The organism is Cobetia sp. SIMBA_158 (genome assembly GCF_046566945.1).
Classification (GTDB): Bacteria; Pseudomonadota; Gammaproteobacteria; order Pseudomonadales; family Halomonadaceae; genus Cobetia; species Cobetia amphilecti.
This window is the reverse complement of sequence record NZ_JAWJYL010000461.1, coordinates 1-266: the sequence shown is the minus strand read 5'-3', so window position 1 is coordinate 266 and position 266 is coordinate 1. Positions and strand designations below refer to the sequence as shown.

1 pseudogene is annotated in these 266 nt (G+C 42.5%); it reads left to right on the top strand.

Annotation, left to right across the window (positions count from 1 at the left end):
- Positions 1-12: 12 nt before the first annotated feature.
- A pseudogene (locus tag R2R70_RS20675) lies at positions 13-266 on the top strand (hypothetical protein); the annotation flags it as partial.

The window sequence follows — 266 nt, the reverse complement described above, 5'->3', positions numbered from 1 at the left end:
CGTGGTTACCCTATGGATTACCAACATGGCGACCGTAGCTTTTTAGTGAGCCTAGAAAAACGCTACTACTGGGAGTACGATTTGCTTCAACTATTTAAAGTAGGTGGCGCAGGCTTTATAGATATTGGTAGAGCATGGTTTAATGACCAAACAAATGGTGAAAATAATCATGTTCTCAAAAATGTAGGCGTTGGTTTGCGCCTAGCACCAAGTAGAGCAAATGCAGGCACTATGATCCACCTTGATATAGCTGCTCCCATAGATAG